General features: G+C 35.4%; 19 protein-coding genes. 3 read left to right on the plus strand and 16 right to left on the minus strand.

Annotation, left to right across the window (positions count from 1 at the left end):
• Positions 1-251: 251 nt before the first annotated feature.
• The 9 genes from glnA to H3T43_RS01835 form a co-directional block, all read right to left on the minus strand.
• Positions 252-1,589, minus strand: coding sequence for a type I glutamate--ammonia ligase (gene glnA / locus H3T43_RS01795; RefSeq protein ID WP_034980211.1), 1,338 nt, complete (start codon positions 1,587-1,589; stop codon positions 252-254).
• Between the two features lie 171 nt (positions 1,590-1,760).
• Complete coding sequence (locus tag H3T43_RS01800; protein ID WP_198212111.1) at positions 1,761-3,011, minus strand: methionine gamma-lyase family protein; 1,251 nt, start codon at positions 3,009-3,011, stop codon at positions 1,761-1,763.
• Positions 3,004-3,924: a tRNA (adenosine(37)-N6)-dimethylallyltransferase MiaA gene (miaA, locus tag H3T43_RS01805; RefSeq protein ID WP_198212113.1), complete on the minus strand. Its 921-nt coding sequence runs from the start codon at positions 3,922-3,924 to the stop codon at positions 3,004-3,006. Before miaA ends, H3T43_RS01800 begins: the two co-directional genes overlap by 8 nt.
• A 69-nt stretch (positions 3,925-3,993) precedes the next feature.
• Positions 3,994-4,398 carry a rhodanese-like domain-containing protein gene (locus H3T43_RS01810; RefSeq protein ID WP_034980205.1) on the minus strand — a complete coding sequence of 135 codons (405 nt, stop codon included), beginning with the start codon at positions 4,396-4,398 and terminating at the stop codon, positions 3,994-3,996.
• A 54-nt stretch (positions 4,399-4,452) separates the two neighbouring features.
• Entirely contained in the window at positions 4,453-4,671 is a 219-nt protein-coding gene (locus H3T43_RS01815) for a YqgQ family protein (protein ID WP_034980203.1), read from the minus strand.
• A complete protein-coding gene (locus H3T43_RS01820) occupies positions 4,671-5,351 on the minus strand; it encodes a rhomboid family intramembrane serine protease (protein WP_198212115.1) in 681 nt (226 codons plus the stop codon). The genes H3T43_RS01815 and H3T43_RS01820 overlap by 1 nt, the downstream gene beginning before the upstream one ends.
• Positions 5,352-5,362: 11 nt before the next feature.
• A complete protein-coding gene (locus H3T43_RS01825) occupies positions 5,363-5,941 on the minus strand; it encodes a 5-formyltetrahydrofolate cyclo-ligase (RefSeq protein ID WP_122052618.1) in 579 nt (192 codons plus the stop codon).
• A 53-nt stretch (positions 5,942-5,994) separates the two neighbouring features.
• Complete coding sequence (rpmG, locus tag H3T43_RS01830) at positions 5,995-6,144, minus strand: 50S ribosomal protein L33 (protein ID WP_081945351.1); 150 nt, start codon at positions 6,142-6,144, stop codon at positions 5,995-5,997.
• An 82-nt stretch (positions 6,145-6,226) separates the two neighbouring features.
• Positions 6,227-8,326 carry a penicillin-binding protein 2 gene (locus H3T43_RS01835; protein WP_232350222.1) on the minus strand — a complete coding sequence of 700 codons (2,100 nt, stop codon included), beginning with the start codon at positions 8,324-8,326 and terminating at the stop codon, positions 6,227-6,229.
• A 211-nt stretch (positions 8,327-8,537) separates the two neighbouring features.
• Here H3T43_RS01835 and H3T43_RS01840 point away from each other — a divergent pair, with 211 nt between their 5' ends.
• Positions 8,538-9,452 (plus strand): N-acetylglucosamine kinase, encoded by a 915-nt coding sequence (locus tag H3T43_RS01840; protein ID WP_198212116.1) that lies wholly within the window; start codon positions 8,538-8,540, stop codon positions 9,450-9,452.
• Positions 9,453-9,560: 108 nt separating this feature from the next.
• Here the strand turns inward: H3T43_RS01840 and greA are convergent, their stop codons facing one another.
• From greA to H3T43_RS01865, 5 genes are all read right to left on the minus strand, one after another.
• On the minus strand, positions 9,561-10,037 hold the full coding sequence (gene greA, locus H3T43_RS01845; protein ID WP_034980198.1) for a transcription elongation factor GreA: 477 nt from the start codon (positions 10,035-10,037) through the stop codon (positions 9,561-9,563).
• Between the two features lie 75 nt (positions 10,038-10,112).
• The gene (gene pheT, locus H3T43_RS01850; protein WP_198212117.1) at positions 10,113-12,530 is read right to left on the minus strand and encodes a phenylalanine--tRNA ligase subunit beta; all 2,418 of its coding nucleotides are present in this window, start codon (positions 12,528-12,530) and stop codon (positions 10,113-10,115) included.
• Entirely contained in the window at positions 12,530-13,579 is a 1,050-nt protein-coding gene (gene pheS, locus H3T43_RS01855) for a phenylalanine--tRNA ligase subunit alpha (RefSeq protein WP_198212118.1), read from the minus strand. The genes pheT and pheS overlap by 1 nt, the downstream gene beginning before the upstream one ends.
• 287 nt (positions 13,580-13,866) lie before the next feature.
• The gene (locus tag H3T43_RS01860; RefSeq protein WP_034980194.1) at positions 13,867-14,217 is read right to left on the minus strand and encodes a helix-turn-helix domain-containing protein; all 351 of its coding nucleotides are present in this window, start codon (positions 14,215-14,217) and stop codon (positions 13,867-13,869) included.
• Positions 14,218-14,295: 78 nt separating this feature from the next.
• Positions 14,296-15,066, minus strand: a complete 771-nt coding sequence (locus H3T43_RS01865; RefSeq protein ID WP_198212119.1) for an RNA methyltransferase — start codon at positions 15,064-15,066, stop codon at positions 14,296-14,298.
• A 92-nt stretch (positions 15,067-15,158) separates the two neighbouring features.
• Between H3T43_RS01865 and H3T43_RS01870 the strand changes: the two genes are divergently transcribed.
• Together H3T43_RS01870 and yidC are read left to right on the plus strand one after the other, a co-directional pair.
• Complete coding sequence (locus H3T43_RS01870; protein ID WP_198212120.1) at positions 15,159-15,491, plus strand: acylphosphatase; 333 nt, start codon at positions 15,159-15,161, stop codon at positions 15,489-15,491.
• Positions 15,492-15,524: 33 nt separating this feature from the next.
• Positions 15,525-16,490 (plus strand): membrane protein insertase YidC, encoded by a 966-nt coding sequence (gene yidC, locus H3T43_RS01875; protein WP_198212122.1) that lies wholly within the window; start codon positions 15,525-15,527, stop codon positions 16,488-16,490.
• A 104-nt stretch (positions 16,491-16,594) separates the two neighbouring features.
• On the opposite strand, the gene H3T43_RS01880 is transcribed toward yidC, so the two are convergent.
• Positions 16,595-18,199 (minus strand): HAMP domain-containing histidine kinase, encoded by a 1,605-nt coding sequence (locus tag H3T43_RS01880; protein ID WP_198212124.1) that lies wholly within the window; start codon positions 18,197-18,199, stop codon positions 16,595-16,597.
• A complete protein-coding gene (locus H3T43_RS01885) occupies positions 18,177-18,890 on the minus strand; it encodes a response regulator transcription factor (protein ID WP_034980187.1) in 714 nt (237 codons plus the stop codon). Before H3T43_RS01885 ends, H3T43_RS01880 begins: the two co-directional genes overlap by 23 nt.
• Positions 18,891-18,977: the final 87 nt, after the last annotated feature.

Below are 18,977 nucleotides of genomic sequence, written 5' to 3' on the forward strand. Positions count from 1 at the left end.
ATTATCAATAGTTCTATGCATTAAGTTAAAATTTCTTGCCAATAATTTTGCGGTAATCCGCTCAAAAATATTATTATATTTGTTTCAAAAGAAATTTAATTATTTTTATCTGAGTTAAAAAACCAATGACAAATTGGTATAGGTAAAAAACTTTTCTAAAATTAAAATGTCAAGCTGATTTACAACTTGACATCAAAATTATTTTAAAATCTATTAAACACTTGTAAAAAGAGTAAATTAACCAGATCGGTTTAGTATCCCATATAACGATTTCTTTCCCAGTCAGAAACAGTTTGAGTATATTGAGACCATTCTAATTCTTTAGAATCAATAAAGCTCTGGGTTAAATGCTCACCTAAAGCATCTTGAATTAGTTTATCCTTCTTAAAAGCTTTTAATGCATTGTGCAACGTTGAAGGAAGTGGTTTGATTCCCATTTCATTAAGTTGATCTTCACTTAAATCAAACAAATTGCAAGTTACTGGATCCATAGGCATTTTTTCTTCTTTAATTCCAGCCATTCCTGCACTTAGGCATGCAGCTAAAAGCAAATATGGGTTAGCAGTTGGATCAGCAGAACGCATCTCAAGTCGAGTATTTAATTCTCCAGCTGAAGGTACTCTAACCATAGGAGAACGATTCTTTGAAGCCCAAGAAATGTATACTGGAGCTTCAAAACCGGGAATTAAACGCTTGTATGAGTTAACAGTCGGGTTGCCAACTGCTGTAATGGCGCGAGCATGCTCTAGAATACCATTTAAAAAGTACAAAGCTGTTTTGGATAAATGATATTTATTATTTTTATCATAAAACGCATTTTTATTGCCTTTGAACAAAGACATATTGGTATGCATCCCGTTACCAGCTTGACCTTGTAAAGGCTTTGCCATGAATGTAGCAAACAAACCATGTTTCTTAGCTATTTCACGTACAATCATTTTAAACATTTGCACGCGATCAGCAGTTGTCAGGGCATCATCAAATCTAAAATCAATTTCCTGTTGGCCATCTCCTACTTCGTGGTGAGCGGCTTCAACTTCAAAACCAATGCTTTCCAAGGTTTCAACAATATCTCGGCGGCAACTTGCACTTTCATCATTCGAAGTTAAATCAAAATATGATGCATGATCTGGAACCTGAGTAGTCCAATTACCGTTTTCATCAAGCTTTAGTAAATGAAATTCGGCTTCAAAACCGATATCAAAAGCAGTAAATCCCAAGTCTTTCATTTGGCCAATAACTCTTTTTAGATTATTTCGTGGATCACCTGAAAATGGCTCACCATCTGTATTATGAACAGAACAGGTTAAACAGCCGATCTTACCACCTGTGCTGTCATCCCAAGGCAAAACGGACCAAGTAGAAAAATCAGGATATAATATCATATCACTTTCTTCCAAACGAACAAATCCGTCAATTGAAGAACCATCAAAGCGCACGTCATTTTCTAAAACCTTGTCTAACTGACTATTTGGAACTTCAACTGCTTTTAGTGTTCCATTAATATCTGTGAAAGCCAGTCTAATAAATCTGACATCTTCTTCTTTGACACTTTTTCTTATGTCATCTGCTGAAATTTTCTTTGTCATGCTTCTCCACCTAAAAAATCAAACAATAATTGGTACAGTCTAAACCAGAAATTTTATTCTTGTTTAAAACTAGACTTAAGATTAGCAAATGATTAAAAACTTGTAAAGTGGTCTAACAAAAAATATCAAAACTTTACGAAACTTTTACTTTACATTTATAAATATCTTTGATTATTTTTGAAAAAATAATTCATTGACTGCATTAGTAATCGCTATTTTCACATGAGCATAGGTTAATCCACCTTGCATATATAAAGCATAAGGTGGTCTAATTGGACCATCTCCTGAAAATTCGATGCTTGCTCCTTCAATGAATGAGCCGTCAGCCATAATCACTTGATCTTCATATCCCGTATCATTACTTGGTATAGGATCAACAAATGAATTAATTGGTGAGTTTTCCTGTAAAGTTTTGGCAAATCTGATCATTTTGTCTTTATCATGAAAAATCACTGTTTGAATTAAGTCAGTTCTGTTTTCATTCCATTTAGGAGAAACTTCTAATCCCATCTTTTCTAATAAAGCTGATGAGTAAATTGCACCTTTAATAGCATTTCCGGTAACACTTGGTGACACAAAAAGACCCTCAAAATAATCAAGATTATTATTTAAACTGGCTCCTTCTTCGCGACCAATACCACCGGCGGTAAGCCTTGCCGCAGTATTTTCAATTAGTTCGTGCTTACCAACAACATAACCACCTATTTTTGCCAGTCCACCACCAGCATTCTTAATTAATGAACCAGCCATTATATCAGCACCATATTCAGTAGGTTCATGTTGCTCGGAAAATTCTCCATAACAGTTATCAACAAAAACTATACTTTTCGGCGAAACTTCCTTGATCATTTTAATCATTGGCTTGATTTTTTCCACTGTAAAACTCGGTCTGGTATTGTAGCCTCGTGAACGCTGAATGACAACCATTTTAGGTTGATGTTCTTTTAACAGCTTTCGTGCTGAATCAAAATCAACACTGCCATCAGATAACAAATCAACGTGAGAAAACCTAACACCATATTGTTTCAAGCTACCACGACCATTACCAGCAATTCCAATAACTTGTTGTAATGTATCGTAAGGCATACCAGTTAAATAGGTTAGTTCATCACCTGGGAGCAAATTTCCTGCCATTGCAGTAGCCAAAGTATGAGTACCAGAAACAAACTGCGAGCGGACTAAGGCATCTTCGGTGTTAAATATCTGTGCGTAAATACGATCTAACTTATCTCGCCCGCTGTCATCAGACCCATATCCAGTACTACCAATTAAATCGGATTCAGCAACAGCTTTGTCTTTAAAAGCTTGTAAAACTTTATTTTGATTAAATAGAATATTTTGATCAATTTTTGTTAATTGGGGCGCTATCTGCTTGTCAGTCTCTGTAACTATTTCATTTAATTCTTTTGGCCAGTTATTCATTTAACCAAACCTCAACTTTCTGTGTAATTTTATTTAAACAATTCGGATCTTTAAGTGGATCAAACCAAGTGACAGGTAATTGATGACGAAAATATGTCAGCTGCCTCTTAGCATATCTTCTTGAAGCTGTTTTTAAATTTGAAACGCAATTTTCAAGATTATCTTGTTTTGCAAAATAAGGAAAAAACTCTTTATAACCAATAGCCTGCAGGATTGTATATTCTTGAGCACGATTTTGATAAATAAATTTTGCTTCTTCAAGCAATCCTTGTTCCATCATCTGATCAACACGCAAATCAATTCTACGGTAAATTTTAGCACGATCTGAATTGAGACCAATAATGAGGTAATCATATCTTGCCTCTATTTTTTTTTGCTGTTGTGAAAACTTTTTTCCTGTACGTTCAATTACTGTCAGCGCCCGTAAAACACGGCGAGAGTTATTTGATGGAATTTTTTGAGCAGCTTCTGGATCTCGCTTGTCTAATTCTGCCCACAATTCATTTTTACCATGTACCTGCAAAAAGTTTTCCCAATTTTTCGTTGTCACCGATTCTTGGCGAGATGGTTCTCCTAATTTCATTTTGTTTAAAAGTGCATTAACATAAAAACCAGTACCACCTACTAAAAGTGGCAGCTTACCTTTGGCAGTGATTTGCTCAATAGCTTTTTCCGCCTGCTCAATAAAATCTATCACAGAATATGGCTCAAAAACTGATTGAGTATCAACAAGATAATGCTGAATAGCGGTTTGCTCGGCTGGAGTTGCTTTAGCTGTTCCAATAGCCACCTCTTTATAAACCTGCATTGAATCACCCGAAATAATTTCAGCATTTACTTTTTGAGCGAGCTGAATTGCCAAAGAAGTTTTTCCAATTGCCGTTGGTCCCACTATTGCCAAAACTTTCTGCATCTTTTTCCCTCATTCAATAAAATAATATAGAAAAAACACGTTTGAAAAATTAACAAACATGTTTTCTATTTAATATTTGGACTTCTTAGTACGACCATTCCATTCATCAAAACCATTTTTTAACCATTTAATAGATGAAAAGTTCTTTTTCTGTAGAAATCTGGCAGCTCGCAGGGTAACTGATAATGAATCAGAGTATAAGTAAACCGGAAGATCGGACCTTAATTCAGTATATTGATACTTAAGCATTGTATAAGGTAAGTTTCTGGCGCCATCAATATGTTTTCTTTTGAAAGGTTCTTTTTCACGTAAATCTACAACCTGTGCTTTACGCATTCCCTTATTAAATTCATCATTAGACAAGTCTCCACCGCCCAAGCGCTTAGTCTGTATTTTATTCCATAACCAAACTGCAACGAAGGCTAAAATTATTATAATTAAAACCGCATCTAGAATAACTAAAAAAGTTGACATAAATTGTATTTCTCCTACTAAAAGTTTCTAAAAACAATATACTCTTAATGTAGCTTAAGAGCCATGCTTATTTTTATTTCTGCGTTCTTCATATTCATATTCGCGACGCAGTATTATTTTTGCAACTAAATAATCATGCTTATCGATTAAATGCGAACGGTTGATGTTATCTAGTTCAAGAGCCATTAGCTCAATGTCCCATATTCTCTTTCCTACATGGACAAAAATGCCGTATTTTTCCAAAAGCTGTTGTACATCATACAGAGTTTTCATTATAAGTTGATTACCATACCCATTCTGATAGCTGCCACACAATAAATTATCAAAGCACATACTGCAACAACACGCATTTTCATTGAATACTTTCTTAAGTTTTTTTCACCCAAAATTACAGCAATTAAAAATCCGGTTATAAACCCACCTATATGTCCTGGAATATCGATATTAGGAGCAAAAAGATCAAGAACAATATTAATCAGTGCGAGCCAAAATGACTGCCTACCTAAATAAACAAGAATCGGATTGGAACGATTTTGCAATGCAACAGCAGTCATTGCACCAAAAAGTCCAAACAAAGCAGTTGAAGCACCAGCACTAATTGCGTTATCGTTTCCCCAAGCCAGGCTTAAGAGATTTCCGCCAATGCCTGAAAGCAAATAGATAACTAAAAAACGCCAATGACCTATTATTGTTTCCATATAAACTCCCAGATAATAGATCATCACTGCATTTGATATTAAGTGCATAATTCCAATATGAAGGAATTGTGCGGTAAACAAACGCCACCACTGGTTACCTATAACAATAGCATCATTTTTCATGGCTCCCAATTTCATTAAAACGTAGATATTTTCGGAGCCACCTATTGCAGTTTCAATTAAAAAGACTAAAAAAAGAATAACTAGAATACTGATAGTTATATAACAATTTTTCAGGTTTTGTCGCTGGTTCATAATAGCCTCAGTTATTTCGATAAAATTGATTCAGGAGTGATAATTGTTTGAATTGGAACGTCAGTTGCTTCTATTTTCCACGCTGCAGTTTTAAAAATCATCTTTGAATTGACCAAAGCTACCGTCTTTGAACTAGGATGTTTTGCCAAAAAGCGATCATAATAACCACCGCCAAATCCTAAACGTTGATGCGAATCCAAAGCAAAAGCTAATCCGGGCACAATAATTAAGTCGAGATCATTATTAATCTGAGCATCCGGTTCACTTACTTCTTCAACACCAAATTTCGACTTAGTTAACTTGGTCATGTAACTATAATAAATAAAATCTTGGGAACGTTCACTGTTATCGTTAGCGCGAGCTAAATAAACATCCTTTCCTAGATCCCATAACTGTGCAATTAGCCCTGAAGTATCAACCTCATAAGTTAGAGAAGATGTTATCCCTACGCTTTGACAGTTGCTAAGTAAATCAGAATTCATAATATTTTTAAGCAGGGTCTGATCTTCAGTGCTTTTTAGAGGCGTTTCCGCAAAATTGCTTAGTTTTTCTACTTGTTGTTTTCTAATTTCTTTTTTTGATTTTGTCATGATTCTTCCATATAAAAAATAGCAGGAGCATAGGCTCCTGCCATATTGGTTAATTACTTAGTTTCACGATGAAGAGTAGTATGTCTTTCGACTGGGCAATACTTCTTCAAACTTAAACGTTCCGGATGCTTACGCTTGTTTTTCTTAGATAAGTAACTTCTATCGCCACATTCGGTGCATTCCAAAATGATGTTATCTGCCATTTCTTTCACCACCTACGCTTTTATTCTGACTGTATTATCTTAGCATTTTTCTTTTATTATTACCAGTAATATTCATAAAATTCTATTTTTTATGTAATTTAAAGTAATCCTGCACCATTGCTTTAGTCATTTGTAGCGTATATGAACCTTCATGTTCGGGATCAAGTCCAGGAAATATTACCGCTGTTGCTATTTCAGGATTATTTGATGGCGCATAGCCAACAAAAGTAGCATTAACCAGCTCAGGCGGATTTTTTTGGTTAGGATTATCAGGATCGTAATAAAATGTTTGAGCAGTTCCTGATTTGCCGGAAATAGAAGGTTTTACATTTTTTAGTTTATGCGCTGTACCCCAAGAATTTGTACCATGAACAACGCGCCAAAAGCCTTGTCTGACAATATTCAGCTCATCTGATGTCCAGGGTATACGTAACTGAACTTCTGGCTTTTTATTATAATCTACATAAACTTTTTTCCCGTTATCTGAAGTTCGTCCAATTGACTGCACCACATAAGGCTGCATTCTATAGCCACCATTTGCAATAGTAGAAACGTACTGTACCATTTGAATTAAAGTATAAGCATCATAGTTACCATAAGACAGGTCTAACACAGAACCTGAAAGAACCAATCCTTGATCATTAAATGATTTGCCCTGAATTCCGGAAATTTCTCCCGGTAAGTCAATGCCAGTTTTTTGACCTAATCCAAACATATTAAAATTATGTCGTAAAGGTTCAAACGCCGTTTGTGGCATATAAATTTTTGTTTTAGGAACATATGAAGCTTTAACCCATTTCATTGCTAAATGCATCATGTAAATATTACTTGAAACTTCAAGTGCCGTTTCTGCATCAAGGGCTCCAAAAGTACCTATTGGATAAACAGACTTTTTAACAGGGGTACTTGGCAAATAAATTGGTGTATCGGGCATTACATTATTTGTTGGAGTAATTATTTTGTTAATTAATCCACCACCGACCATTGCACCTTTAACAGCTGAGCCCATTACAAAAGACTGATTAATTACGCCTAAGGCATTATTAGTAGTTTTATTCTTTTTAGGGTCACGATTGATACCTGCCATAGCTAAAATAGCGCCAGTTTTAGGATTCATGGCAACAGCATAGGCTCCATTTGAATAGTGAGCAGCACCGGAACCAACAGCTCCAGCATAAATTTTTTCCAATGAACTTTGGACTTCTTTTTGATATTTAGCATCAAGAGTCAAAACCAAACTTGCACCGGCTTGACCAGAATATACCGATTTCGATTGTTCAATATCGCCTGAATTTTTAGTCCAAACTTTACTCGTAGCTTTCGTTCCCTTTAGCAGTGGTTCATATTTTTCTTCCAAATATGACGTACCTACTCTGTCATTTCTAGAATAGCCATTGGTTAGATAATATTGTAAATTATCACTAGGTAAACCAGCCTTCTCCGTTGATACAGAGCCAATAATACTGCGAATAGAAGAACCGTTGGGATATGATCTTTGCCAGTCAGTACCAATACCTACACCAGGCAAATCTGAAAGATGCTCACCTACTTCTGCAATTTCTTTGTCTGTCAGATGATTATTTTTAATATAAATAGTAGAAAGAGTATAAGCACCAGAAATCTTATTGTAAATTAGAGCTGCTGTTTTCTCACGTGCACTTAATTTAACATGTTCAGCACTAACTTGCTCTTGTATTCTTTTATTAATTAAATTATCATCCTGAGTTTCTCTGACAGATTTAGGAACTTTAGCAGCTTCTTTAGCACTATTTTTTTTATTAGCCAAATAATAATCAATTACTTGCTGCTGTGTCGGTTTTTCGTCTTTAATTGAAATATATTGACTAAGAGAATTTGAAATTGTATAAATGTCTTCACTCGTAGTAGAAACACTTTTGGTATAAGTAATAGCATTTTTAGCTTTATTTCCTACCAATACGCGTCCTTTACTGTCATACATAACTCCGCGAGGAACCTGACTGGAAACAACAGCAGAATTAGATTTTTGCACTTCAGCCTTGAAGCGTGAACCATAGCCAATTTGCAAATAAGCCAGTTGCCCAATTAATGTAGCAAAAAGGACAAAAATAATTCCCAAAATTATCTTCATTCTAATTGGAGTAGAAGCTTGTTTTTTGGAATTATCATTTTTAGTCTTCAGTTTTTTCTTAAAAAAATTCAATTAGACTCATCCTCACTAAACTAGTGTAATTTTAGCAAAAACTAGATGACAAATCTATTGAGATGTTAACTTTTTGAAAAAACTTTAATAGATAACGTGTAAAAGGCAAATAATAAACTGGTTATAAACACTTTATGAAAAAATCTTCTGTAAATTTTCCATTTGTAATAAAATATTGGTGGGATAAAAAATTTAGAAAGAAGATCAAACTATGACACTTAAATATCAAATTGGGGTTGACGCTGGTGGAACCCATACTATGGCAATTGCATATGACTTAAAAGGTCAGGAACTGGCACGTGCTAAAGCAGGACCAGGTCAGGTAAACACAAATTATGAAAGTGCAATAACCAATATTACCAATACTATAAACAAGTTAATTGATGAAATTGACGGAGATTGCCAACGTATCTTATGTGGAATGGCTGGCTTATCTGTAGTTGGTCATGCACCTGAAGTAGCAGCTGAAATTTCGGCAAAAGTTAATAACTTACCGACTAGGGCAATTACTGATTCCCTTTTAGCCCTTTATAATGGCCTTGAAGGTGAAGATGGTGGTTTAGTAATTGCAGGGACTGGTTCTGTTTTTAATGGTTTACAAAATGGCAGAATTATCACCACTGGTGGATATGGCGCTATTCTAGGTGATGAAGGTTCTGGATACGCCATTGCACTATCAGCTTTGAAGTCAGCCTTGCTTAGTTGGGACAAACGTGAAAAAAACGAACTAATTCCAATGTTCAATAAATTGTTCAATGTTGACAACCTCAACGACGCTACTGCTAAATTTTATAAGACAGCAAATGCTGACTTTGCTTCAATGGCAGTTAATGTAGCTCAACAAGCCGATAACGGCAATTCTTTTGCTTTAAAAGTAATCAAGGAACAAGCAGAACTTCTTGCACGTGACATTATTATTGGCATGGATCGTTATGAAGACCCTAAACCAATGAAAATTGCATTGACCGGCTCTGTACTCGCCAACAACCATATGCTGCGAGATTTTCTTGAAAACAAAGTTCGGGAAAAATATCCGGACGCACAATTCTCAATTTCTAACGGTGAAAATGCTCGCGGTGTAATCTTTGATAAAAGCAAAGATTACCGCTATTTCACCAGTCACTAAATCTTCCATAAAAAAGACCAGAACTTTACGTTTTTCATTTTAAGAAAACGCATATGCTCTGGTCTTTTTTTATCGAAAATAGCAAGACACTTTTGTAAAGACTGCTAACTATTCCTCTACTTTATTGATCACTACATCAAATTTACCACCAGGTGTTGATATAGTTACTGTTTCACCCTTTTTTTTGCCTAAAATTGCTTGGGCTATTGGCGAGTCGTTAGAAATCTTACCATTCATCGGATCAGATTCATCACTACCAACGATGGTATATGTTTCTGGCTCATCTTCACCAACTTCAGTATAAGTTACTGTTTTACCCACTGCAACTTCATCTGGATCACTAGAGTTAGCGTCAACCACATGAGCATACTTAAGCATTTCTTCAACAACGCTAATACGATCTTCTAAATGGCTCTGTTCGTCTTTGGCAGCGTCATATTCAGAGTTTTCGGACAAGTCACCATAAGAACGAGCAACTTTAATTCTTTCAATCACTTCAGGGCGCTTCACGACTTTTAGATTTTTTAATTCTGCTTCCAGTTTTTCTTTTCCTTCAGCAGTCATCGGATAAGATTTTTCAGGCATTAAATTTCCACTCCTTAAAGTTAAATTTCTTTTTGCAAAGATCTATGATATTACTTTAACGATTAAAGTCAACCATTAGCGTATTTCTGCTTTAAGCTGCTTTTCGAGACTTGAGTCAATAGAATTTATTGCTTCGTTAACAATTGCATCGGTTAAAGTATCATTTTCATTTAGGAAAGTCAGACGATATGCAAAACTCTTTTTATCCTCGGCGATATGAGACCCACGATATACATCGATAATACGCAAATCATGGAGATACTTACCACCATTTTCTTTGATGACATCTTCAACAGCTTGGTTAGTAATTTCCTGGTCTACTAAGATTGAGAGGTCACGTTCAACAGCAGGGAATTTTGGTGCCGTTTGTGCTGTGGTGTGCGGGTTAAGAATTAGTGGAATAATGACATCGAGGTTTAACTCGTACCCATAAATTTCACTATCTTTCATAGCTTTATTAGATTGAGTGACAGGGCGATCTAGCATACCAATCATGCCAACATATTTTTTCTTAATATATATACCGGCAGTTCTGGTGGGATGCATATACATAATTACTTCAGCCTTGTATTCAACATCTTCCGCGTCAATTCCCAAAGCTAAAAACAAGTTGGTAAGTTGTCCTTTAACATAAAAGAAATCAATTTTTTCATTATTGTTTTGCCAGTTTTCAAAATAAACATTACCACTATATAGTGCAGCTAGATGCTCATGTTCATTATAAGTATTATTTTCGAAATCATAGACACGTCCTTGCTCAAAAATTGCCAGTTGATTTTGCTTGCGAGCCATATTATAGGCTGCAGCATCTACTAGACCTGTCATAAGGTTTTGTCTCAGAGTTGAACGGTTTGAATTCAATGGCATCTGGACCTCAACTGGCCTCTTAGGTTCTTGGGAAAAGCCAATCGCTTTTTCAAGTGAAGTTAGGGAATAAGAAATAGCTTCTATTAAACCTTGCCCTTGAACAATATTCTTAATGCGTCTAATGGCTTCTTCTTTTTTAGAATAGCCACCATGTGTTTCTGCTAAAACTGGCTGTGTAGATTTGATATTATCATATCCATATAAACGTCCAACTTCTTCAACAAGATCAGCAGGAATAGCTACATCCCAGCGCCGTGCTGGCACATCAACAATTAGTTTATCATTATTAATTTCTGCCTTGAAATTCAAACGGGAAAAAATTGCAGAAATATCTGATGAAGAAATATCGGTACCCAAAACTTTATTTATGTAAGAAATCGTTGTTTTAATTCGAACTGGTTTCTTTTCTTCATTACTTCCCGTTATCACACCTTCATTTATTTTTCCAGAAGCATCATTACGTAAAAGCATAGCAGCCATATCTAATGCACGAGTTGTTGCATCCCAGTTAACACCTTTTTCATAACGACTAGAAGCTTCCGTCCTGTTAGCGTGACGCAAAGCCGCTTTTCTTATTAAAGTTGAATCAAAAATAGCCGACTCTAGCAAAACGTCAGTGGTATCAGCTTCAATCTCAGAATTAAGACCGCCCATAACTCCTGCCATCATCACAACTTCTTCACCATTCGTTATAACAATGTCATTAGGATCAAGATCAACTTCTTTATTGTTTAAAAGTGTCAATTTTTCGTTCTTTTCAGCTTTTCTGACCACTAACTTGTTTGTTTTAAAAGCACGAGCATCATAACTGTGCATTGGCTGGCCGGTCAAAAGCATAATATAATTTGTTACGTCAACAACATTATTAATGGGTCTAATGCCGGCATTCCAAAGCCTCCTTTGAAGCCAAAGTGGACTGTCCCCTATTTTCACATTACTGATTTTGCGTAAATAGAACTTAGGTGCAAGCTCATGATCAACATCTACAGTGAAGTCTTTTGTCCAATCTGGACCGTCTTCCTTAAGGGTTATATCTTCAACTCTCACAGGTGTGTCAGTAATAGCACCGACTTCATAAGCTGAGCCTTCCATTGATAAGGTATCAGCGCGATTCGGAGTAATGTCAAAGTCAAAAATATAATCATCCATTCCCAAAGGAGCAAATGCGGACTGTCCTGGTCTGATATCGGCATCTTCAGGAAAAATATAAATACCCTTAGCATATTTTTCAGGTACCAAATTATCTGGAAATCCTATTTCTTGTAAGCCACAAATCATACCATTTGATTCATTTCCACGTAATTTGCTTTTTTTAATTTTAACGTTATTAGCGATTCGAGCTCCTGGCAAAGCCACCACCACATTTTCACCAGCGGCAACATTTGGTGCACCGCAGACTATTTGATGAGGTTCATCTTCTCCCACATCAACATGAGTAAGATTCAGGTGTGTGCCAGCAATTGGTTCACAGTCAATAATATGACCAACAACTATCTGTTTCATACCCTCTTCAGGATGCTTGACACCGGCTACTTCGATACCTGTACGTGTTATTTTTTCAGCTAACTCCTTAGGATCTTGGTCTAAATCAATAAAATCCTTCAACCAACTATATGAAACCAGCATTATCTTTCCTCCTTACTGAATTGCTCTAAGAAGCGAACATCGTTAGTATAGAAATCACGAATATCATCAATACCATATTTAAGAATGGCAAAACGGTCTAATCCCACGCCAAAGGCAAAACCACCATAAACATTTGAATCAACTCCAGCATTTTCGAGAACATTAGGATGAACCATTCCAGCACCTAAAACTTCGATCCAGCCAGTATATTTACAAATTGAACAACCCTTGCCATTGCAGTTAAAGCAGGAAACATCCATTTCAACAGAAGGCTCAGTAAAAGGAAAGTAACTAGGACGCAAACGAGTTTCGCGGTCTTGACCAAAAATATGCTTTGCCATTAATTCCAAGGTTCCCTTTAAATCACCCATCGTAATGTTTTTATCAACTACAAGACCCTCCATTTGCATAAACTGATGTGAGTGAGTAGCATCATCGTCATCACGGCGATATACTTTGCCTGGTCCTACCATCTTTAAAGGGACCTTGGCAAAATCATGTTTTTCCAATACGCGAGCTTGGTCACCAGAAGTCTGAGAACGTAATAAATCTTCAGAATCAATATAAAAGGTTTCTTGCATGTCTCTTGCTGGATGGTCTTTTGGCAAATTCATCATTTCAAAACAATAATGATCAGTTTCAATCTCTGGTCCTTGCACAACTTTATAACCCATGCCAATAAAATATTTTTCGAGATCATCCAAAATAATATTGATTGGATGCTTTGTACCAAGATGCATTTCTCGACCTGGTAAAGTAACATCGATTTTTTCTTTAGCAAGTTGATCTTCAACTAAAGTTGCTACTATTTCATTTTTAGCATCATCCAGCTTGGCATTAAACAGATCACGCAATTTATTAACTCGTTGTCCGACTTCACGTCTATCACTTGGATCAATATCTTTCATGGAATGAAGAATAGTTGTCAATTCACTTTTCCGACCAGTTAATTTAACACGAACATCATTTAACTTCTCTTCATTTTTAGCCTTATCGATCTCATCAAGACCCTTTTCACGCAGTTCTTTTAACCTGTCAAATAAGTCCATAAAACTTTTCCTTTCAAATAAAAAAAGCTTCATCCCAAAAGGGACGAAGCTTCGCGGTACCACCCTAGTTTGGACACAAAATGCCCACACTCATGTTTCGATAACGGTGAATACCGGAATGGATTAGATTCTACTAGTAAGATGAAATTCACAGTTCTGTTTAGACTTTTCTTTCAGCTCAATAAAAAAGTTTCTCTGATTAAATGAATGCTGCTACTAGTCTTACTCTTTGTAATTAGTTAATAGAATATATCTTTTTTTAAAAACTTTCAAGTGGATGTATAAATTTAAACCCACTTATCTGCCCAGCCATGAATTTGGTCAAAAACAGGTTTTAATTCTTCACCTTTTTGTGTCAGGCTATAAGAAATGATTTTTGTTCTACTGTCGACTGAACGATTGACAATATTTTCTTTTTCTAATTCTTTCAATCTTTCGACCAAAACACGGTCAGAGCAAGGCAACACACACTGTGCTAGATCTTTAAAGCGCATATAATCACCGGCACATAGTGAACTAATGATTAAACCGTTCCACTTCTTACCAATGATTTTAAATGCGTTAATAAAATGCTTGCAGTATTCATAATTTGAAGCGCCACAATCCGCACAGTTTTTGTCCTTAATACCTTGAGCCATGATACTGTCCTCCCACAAGAAAGTGTCTACTTTGTGTTTATTATATTAAATATACTTACTAAAAACAAGTATTAACAGTCAGGAGAAATAGTAGACGATAATTCCAGCTGCTACTGCAGCATTCAATGATTCAGCTTTACCTTTAATAGGAATATATAATTTCTGATCACAGATTTTTGCTATTTCTGAAGTAACACCATGTGCTTCATTGCCAATAACAATCCCTACCTGTGGTACTTTTACAAACTCCTGTAATTTCCTAGCATTTCGATCCAGCATGCTTGAATATATTGGTATTGCATTGTCCTGCATTTCTTTTATAACATTAATCAAATCTTGAACAACTAACTTGATATGAAATTGACTTCCTTGCATTGCCCGCTGAGTCTTAGGATTATAGATATCAACACTTTCAGGTGATAAAACAACGCCATCAAATCCAGCTGCATCTGCTGTCCTAATAATTGTACCAACATTCCCGGGATCTGCCAGATGGTCTAACAAAACCCACTTGCCAAAATTAAAATGGTAGTTTTGCGGTTGAGTAATTTTTAAAACCATAAATATATCTTGTGAATTTTTAGTGCTGGCAAGATGATGAGCAACAGAAGAGTTAATTACGAAAGTATTCATACTTGTCAATAAGTGTGGAAAAATATCTTGAATCTTAGCTAAAGCTTCTTCAGTGCCTAAAAGATACTTGTACTTTTCGTTTGCATTAAGAGCTTCAGTGACTAGATGAAAGCCTTCGATTACGTATAATCCATTTTCTTGGCGATATTTTTTCTGCTTCAATTTAATTAATTCTTTTACCAATTTATTATTTAATGAACTTATTTTTTTAGACATTAAGGTATCTTCTTTCGTATTTATCAATATTATTTTTAATTTCAAGCTGATAAAATGTTAAAATCAAGAAAGTAGGACTAGGAAGGATTATTATGGGATTTTTTAATAAACACAAGAGCGAAAGAAAAAGCGATCCAACAGATAATTCAAGAGAAACTTGGCAATTAACCATTTCGGGTATTGTCCAAGGTGTGGGCTTTCGTTGGAGCGTATTAAACCTTGCTCAAAAAATGAAAATGACTGGCAATGTTCGTAATAACAGTGACGGAACAGTCACAATTACTTTACAGGCAGAATTAAGCCGAGTCAATCAATTTTGTGCTGAATTACCCAAAAATATTTCTCAATTTGCTCGCATTTCAAATATTAAAAAAGAAAAACTAACAAAAGTAAGCAAAATGAATGGTTTTCATGTATTATATTAGTTATTGGCAAAAAATAATAATTGGGTGAATTGAATGAAAAAATTTCGCAAATATATCGGATTAATTACTGTTTGTTTAACAGTCATGTTATTTGTTACTGCTTGTGCACAAAATGGTGGGGTTAATAAACCACCAACAGGCTTTATATACGGGTCAATCTATAAATTTATTGGTAAACCCATGCAAAATATAATGCTCTATTTTTCTAACCTCATAGGTGGAGCCAATGGAGCCGGCTGGGCTATTATCATAATGACTTTTGTAGTTAGAATGATTCTCTTGCCATTAATGCTTAATCAACAAAAGAAATCAACTACGCAACAAGAAAAAATGGCACGCCTGCAGCCGCAAATGAAGCTAATTCAAGATACCATGAAACGCAAAGATCTAAATCAAGATCAGCAAATGACTTTGGCCGGTTGGCAACGTGAACTATATTCTAAAAATCATTTATCATTAACTGGGGGAATGGGCTGCTTACCGTTAATTATCCAGTTCCCAATTATGATCGGAATTTATGATGCTGTAATGTATTCAAAGAGTTTGGCTAGTTCGTCATTCTTTGGTATTTCATTAAGCAGCAGGTCTATATCAGTAACAGTTTTTGCTACCATTTTTGCTTTTGCTCAAGGCTACCTTTCATTGGTAGGGATCCCTAAAGAGCAAAAGAAGCAGATGCAATCTATGATGCTCATGAATCCTATTATGACGCTCTTCATCTCCCTCTCTGTTTCTGGTTCAGTTGCTTTATATTGGGCTGCCGGAAACTTTTTCTCCGTTATTCAACAGTTGATAGTAACATATATCATTATGCCTAAAGTTAAAAAAGAAGTAGACGAAGAATTAAAACGTGAACCTATTACAGAAGTCGTAACAAAGGAAAAAGTAGATGAGCTTCTTAACGCTAAAAAGGCTTCTCCTGCTCAGTCAAAGCAAACAAAACAGTTGCACGAAAACTTACGTAACCGCAACAAAGGAAAGCAACAAAGACGACCTTAGTTGTTTTATTGAGTCCCAAAAGTGGTCCAACTTTCAGGCTCACATATAAGTTGATAAGTAAAAAGACCTTTTAAGTCTGTTTATCTTTAGATTGAGCAAACCAATCAATAGACTTTACAAAGGTCTTTTTTAATTATTTTCTTTTTTATTTTCTTTGCTTTTTCAGCTTCTTCACGTTTATGCAGTTTTTGGGATTGAGCTTTTGTAAGTGCTGGAAATTCTATTATAAACTGACTTCCTTGTCCTTCTACAGATTCGACAGTGATTTTCCCATGATAACTGGTAACTAACTTTTGAGCAATTGATAAGCCTAAACCGTTGCCACCTTTTTCTCTAGTTCTAGCTTTATCGACTCTGTAGAACCTATTGAAAATTTTGCTTTGTTCTTTTTTAGAAATACCTTCACCAAAATCCTGGACTATAATATGCACATCATCTTGCGACAATCCTGCTGAAACATTCATTTCCTTACGATCTGTAGAGTATTTAATACCATTATCAATTAGAATAACAAGTAACTGTTCCAAATGGCCCTGATAAATTTGGATTTCAGTATCGCTAGGTAAATCGTCCATATCTAGTCTGATAACAAAATCCTTATGAACGAGCGACATATCACCAACGACCCGTTTAAGAACTTCAGAAACTTTGGTCACAGCATTAGGGTACTGTACATTAATTTGTTCCGCACGCGTTAAATCAAGCATTTCTTGAATTAAATGCTGCATTCTTTTAGCTTCTTGTAAAGAAGCATCAATTGATTCTTCCAAAATCTCCGGATCATCCTTGCCCCAGCGTTTAAGCATGTTTAAATGACCTTCAATTACCGCAACAGGAGTGCGAAGTTCATGAGAAACATCACCCACAAATTCCTTTTGTTGATCAATATAGCGTTGCATTCGATCTAACATTTGATTAAAAGAAACTGCTAGTTCTTGCAATTCATCATGACGATGGAAATCTCTTATTCTTGCAGTACTATTTGGATCATCATTAACTTCTAAAGCAACTCGTGACATTTCTTTCACAGGCTTCACAATGTCACGAACAATTATATAAGCTACCAGTGTAAAAAGTACGATAGCTATTAAAGAAATTCTTACCATCCACTTTAACAGGTCTTTCATTAAACCATTGTAATATGTCATTTTATTAGCAACAACTATATAACCTGTAACTTTTCCTGAATGAGCAGCTCTAACTTTTTGATAAGTAATCAGTTCTTGTTTATGATTCTTAAAAATACGAGTCATCTCATAGTCACCTTTTATATTCTTAAAAGGAATAATTTTGCCACCATTATCAAAAACATCTTCTTTTCTAAGATTATAAACAACTACACTCAAATCCGGATTTGTTAACGAAGACAATAAATCATCGTTAAATGCACTGTTATGTTGGTCAGAGCTGATCGGGGGATTGCCTTTTAATACTTCTCTAGCAGATGGTGTTAAAGCCGGAACAACATTTGCAATTTCTAATTCTTTGGGTATTCTGTTCAGGCTACTATTGAGCTTGCTTACCATCTCATTCGATGTTTCTTTTTGCTGGACCATCGATTGCTGACCTACAAACGAATATATTATTACTGAAAATACAATAAAAGAGACCATAATCGTCAGAGCAACGATACTAACCCATCGCAATACCAACGATGAATGTTTGGTCTCTTTTTGGGATCTTTTTTTACTTCTTTTCATCATCCTCATCTCTTACCATGTAGCCAGTTCCACGAACCGTTTTGATATATGATTGTTTACCAGGCACGTCAATTTTATTGCGTAAATAACGCACATAGACTTCGACAACGTTTGTTTCGATATTTGAACCAGGTCCCCAAATTTTTGCCAGCAACTGATCACGGCTAACCACGTTGTTTTTATTCTTAATCAAAGTCATGAGCAGGTTATACTCACGTTTAGTTAAGTCAACTGCTTTACCATCTCCACGGCGAACAATTCTATTTGCCGTCTCAATAGTAAGATCCTTGAATTTTACTACTTTCTTTTCAACAGAATCATCTGATGCGTCTTTTTCAATTTTTACTCTTCGTAAAACTGCACGCAAGCGCGCCAAAAGCTCTTCAATTGCAAATGGCTTAACAATATAATCATCAGCTCCATGATCAAGACCAGAAACGCGGTCAATAACAGAATCACGTGCAGTCATCATAATGATCGGTGTACTCTTAACTTGACGAACTCTTCGGGCAATTTCTAAACCATTAAGATCAGGAAGCATAAGATCTAGCAGAATCGCATCAAAATCTTCTTTTAAGGCCAAATCTAGTGCCTTGCGACCATTACTTTCAACAACAGTATCATATTTTTCATGTTTTAATTCCAATTCAACAAAGCGCGCTAAATTTTTTTCATCTTCAACAATTAATATTCTTGCCATTTTTTATCTTCCTTTTTTAAAATTTGATTTCAGTTAATTTAATTTGTATTCTTGTCAATAAGTAAAGCATACTTTAAAAATGCTTTT

Origin of the sequence: Lactobacillus sp. M0396, from assembly GCF_016101625.1 — a bacterium.
Taxonomy (GTDB): Bacteria; Bacillota; Bacilli; order Lactobacillales; family Lactobacillaceae; genus Lactobacillus; species Lactobacillus huangpiensis.